Genomic DNA, 2,962 nt, shown 5'->3' with positions numbered 1-2,962 from the left:
CGGCGTGCGTGTCAGCACGCCGGGCGCTCCCGCGGCCGCGGGCGATGCGGCGCGCAGCTTCGCCGCCGGAGACAAGGTGGCCCACAAGAAATGGGGCACCGGTGTGATCGTGTCGGTAAAGGGCACCGGCAACGACACGGAGATCCAGATCGCATTCCCGGCTCCGGTCGGGCTCAAGAAGCTGCTCGCCAGCTTCGCCCCGATCGAGAAGGTGTCGGGCTGACAGCCTCTCGGAAGGAAAGCGGCAGCTTCTCGTGCTTGCCGGCGATATGTCCTTCCCAATGGCATGGTCCATCGCGTCCGCTCGTTGCAGCCGTGCGCTCATGAACATTTTGCATTTATACGGATCGCTGTTGGATGTTGGTCCGGTCTTATATCTATTCAAGCATGCCTTCCTGCCCGGAAGCCGGATCGCCGGCCTCCGGGCAGGGTTGCTTACATAATGAAACGCGCACAATAGAAACGTAAGCCATTATTCGGATGAAAAGGACGGGGATTCCGCTTGGATAACCGCATGGAGCAGCAGCAAGAGCTGGCGGCCGGAGCAGATCCGCAAGCCGTGGAGCGGATGCGGGAGCTCGCCGGAGAGCTTGCCGTGCACAACTACAACTATTACACGCTCGACAACCCGACGATCAGCGACAAGGAATACGATCTTTTATACGATGAGCTGGTTCGTCTGGAGAGCGAGAGCGGCGTCGTGCTGCCGGAGTCGCCCTCCCTGCGCGTCGGAGGAGAGACGCTCAAGGGGTTCGAGCCCCATCGGCATCGTTCCCGCCTATGGAGCTTGGACAAGGCCAAGGACGAGGATGCCGTCCGCGCCTGGCAGCAGCGCCTCGCCCGCGGCATCGCCGATTACAATGCCAAAAATCCCGACGAGGAGCCGCTGCCGGATCCTTCCTATGTCGTCGAGCTCAAGTTCGACGGGCTGACTCTCAACCTGACCTATGACGGCGGAGAGCTCGTTCAGGCGGCGACGCGGGGCAACGGCACGGTCGGCGAGAGCATCATGGCGCAGGTGAAGACGATCCGTTCGGTCCCTCTGACAATTCCGTACAAGGACGGCCTTATCGAAGTCCAGGGCGAAGGGCTGATGTTCCTTTCCGTGCTGGAGAACTACAACAAGACCGCAGCCGAGCCGCTCAAAAACGCGCGCAACGGCGCCGCAGGCGCTCTGCGCAACCTCAATCCGAAGGTTACGGCCGAACGCCGCCTGAGCGCTTTCTTCTATAATATCGGTTATTCCGACGAGCTCGAGTTCCGCGACCATGCCGAGCTGATCCAGTTCCTCAGGGACAACCGCTTCAAGGTCAACCCGTATATCACTTACTTCGACGATATCGAGGAGGTCATCGCGGAGCTGCATCGGATTGCCGTCATGCGTCCGGAGCTCGATTTTCTCATTGACGGAGCGGTCGTCAAAGTGACGGATATGCGCACCCGGGCGGCTCTCGGCTATACAGACAAATTCCCGCGCTGGTCGGTGGCGTTCAAGTTCGAGGCGGAAGAAAGCACGACGGTGCTGGAATCGGTGTCCTGGAATGTCGGCCGTACGGGCAAAGTAACTCCGCTCGCGCGCGTGGAGCCGGTGGAGCTGGCCGGCGTCACGGTGCAGAACTGCACCCTCAACAATACCGGGGATATCGAGCGCAAGGGACTGAAGCACGCGCTTGGCACCCGCGTCTTCATCCGGCGTTCCAATGACGTCATTCCCGAAATCCTCGGCAGAGCAGATGAAGAAGAGCAGGGGGAGGAAATTGTCTATCCCGAAACTTGCCCGGCCTGCGGCACGCCGCTCGTGCAGCGCGGCGCCCATCTGTTTTGCGAGAACCGTCTCGGCTGCAAGCCGCAGATTATCGCCCGGATCACGCATTTTTCCTCGCGGGACGCTATGGACATCGAGACGTTCAGCGTCATGACAGCGGAGCAGCTTCTGGATTCCTGCGAAGTGCATGATCCGGCCGATCTGTACGATCTCGGTTATGACGATCTGATCAAGCTGGAGCGCTTCGGAGACAAAAAGGCGCGCAATCTGCTGGACGCAATCGAGAAGTCGAAAGACCGCGACCTTGCCTCCTTCCTCAATGCGCTCGGCATTCCGAATACAGGCAAGGCGACCACGCGCATGCTGGCCGACCATTACGGCAGCCTGGACGCCATCATGGAAGCATCGGCCGAGGAGCTCACCGCTCTCCCCGATGTCGGCGGCATCGTGGCTGAAAGCATCGTCGGCTTCTTCAAGGAGCCGCTTATTAGGGAGAGCATCCGGCGCATGCGCGAGAAGGGCGTCAAGGCGGAGGCGGACAAGGTCGAGCCGATCGCCGTGGACAGTCCGTTCAGCGGCAAGACGGTCGTGCTGACCGGCACGCTGCACACAATGACGCGGGATGAAGCCGGACGCCGTCTGGAGGCGCTGGGAGCCAAGGTAAGCGGCAGCGTCTCCAAGAAGACCGACTTCGTGCTTGCCGGCGAGAGCGCCGGCAGCAAGCTCGACAAGGCCCGTGCCTTGGGCGTAGCTGTCATCGAGGACGAGCAGGAGATACGCCGGCTGCTTGGCATGGATTGAAGCAGACCTTGGCAAGAATGGAGTGGACGGAAGTCTAGACTTGGGAAGCCGCAAGGTTCCCGATTCAGGCATATAGAAGGGACCGAACAGGGGACGCCTCTTTTCGGTCCCTTTCCTTTTTGCTATTTAGTATTTGAGCCATCAGCAAGGCTTGATAGGGGGGCAGAAAATCAATTCGACCTTTTTTTGATTTAGGGGTTGCATATGGTTTGGAGACTGTGGTATATTACTTCTTGTCGCTTCGGCGGCACGGTAAAAACAACGGCGAACGGAAACAAAAAAGAAAAACAAGCTGTTGACAAGAAATGCTCAGTATGATAAAGTATTCTCTTGTGACCAACCAAGTTCTTTGAAAACTGAACAAATGATTAAGCTATAAATTCGACAACGCTTTAC

Annotated in this window: 2 protein-coding genes; both read left to right on the top strand. The window is 58.7% G+C overall.

The genetic code is table 11. The features are described from left to right. On the top strand, window positions 1-223 hold a 223-nt coding region (locus PHU01S_RS25450; protein WP_164763203.1), incomplete at its 5' end, for a hypothetical protein. 291 nt (window positions 224-514) lie between these two features. After that, complete coding sequence (gene ligA / locus PHU01S_RS25445; RefSeq protein WP_048750070.1) at window positions 515-2,566, top strand: NAD-dependent DNA ligase LigA; 2,052 nt, start codon at window positions 515-517, stop codon at window positions 2,564-2,566. The last annotated feature ends 396 nt before the right edge of the window (window positions 2,567-2,962 follow it).

The organism is Paenibacillus humicus NBRC 102415, from assembly GCF_004000905.1.
Lineage (GTDB): Bacteria > Bacillota > Bacilli > Paenibacillales > Paenibacillaceae > Paenibacillus_O > Paenibacillus_O humicus.
Note: the sequence above shows the minus strand (reverse complement) of the source record. Positions and strands in the feature narration are given on the sequence as shown.